1 rRNA gene is annotated in these 1109 nt (G+C 49.6%); it reads right to left on the reverse strand.

Features of this window, described 5'->3' with window-relative positions:
- Positions 1–1109: ribosomal RNA gene (locus tag PO883_RS34510) — 23S ribosomal RNA — on the reverse strand; the annotation flags it as partial.

Here is a 1109-nt window from a genome sequence, read left to right on the forward strand (position 1 = left end):
ATATCCGCAGCTTCGGTGACTGGCTTAGCCCCGTTACATCTTCCGCGCAGGACGACTCGATCAGTGAGCTATTACGCTTTCTTTAAATGATGGCTGCTTCTAAGCCAACATCCTGACTGTTTTAGCCTTCCCACTTCGTTTTCCACTTAGCCAATCTTTGGGACCTTAGCTGGCGGTCTGGGTTGTTTCCCTCTTGACGCCGGACGTTAGCACCCGACGTCTGTCTCCCAAGCTCGCACTCATCGGTATTCGGAGTTTGCAATGGTTTGGTAATTCGCAATGAACCCCTAGCCATAACAGTGCTCTACCCCCGATGGTGATACTTGAGGCACTACCTAAATAGTTTTCGGAGAGAACCAGCTATTTCCAAGTTTGTTTAGCCTTTCACCCCTACCCACAGCTCATCCCCTAATTTTTCAACATTAGTGGGTTCGGACCTCCAGGGCGTGTTACCGCACCTTCATCCTGGCCATGAGTAGATCACTTGGTTTCGGGTCTACACCCAGCGACTGTCGCCCTATTCGGACTCGATTTCTCTACGGCTTCCCTATACGGTTAACCTTGCCACTGAATGTAAGTCGCTGACCCATTATACAAAAGGTACGCAGTCACGGAACAAGTCCGCTCCTACTGTTTGTATGCACACGGTTTCAGGATCTATTTCACTCCCCTTCCGGGGTTCTTTTCGCCTTTCCCTCACGGTACTGGTTCACTATCGGTCGATTACGAGTATTTAGCCTTGGAGGATGGTCCCCCCATATTCAGACAGGATTTCTCGTGTCCCGCCCTACTTGTCGCACGCTTAGTTCCACACATCGAATTTCGTATAAGGGGCTATCACCCTCTATGGCACCAATTTCCAGTGGTTTCTACTATCCGTCATGCTAAAACGTGCAGGCTCATCCCATTTCGCTCGCCACTACTTTGGGAATCTCGGTTGATTTATTTTCCTGCAGCTACTTAGATGTTTCAGTTCGCCGCGTTCGCTTTGCATACCTATGTATTCAGTATGCAATGACCTAAAAGGCCGGGTTTCCCCATTCGGAAATCTGCGGATCAAAGCTTGTTTGCTAGCTCCCCGCAGCTTATCGCAAGCTACTACGTCCTTC

It is taken from the genome of Massilia sp. DJPM01, from assembly GCF_030348125.1.
GTDB classification, from domain to species: domain Bacteria; phylum Pseudomonadota; class Gammaproteobacteria; order Burkholderiales; family Burkholderiaceae_D; genus Telluria_A; species Telluria_A frigida.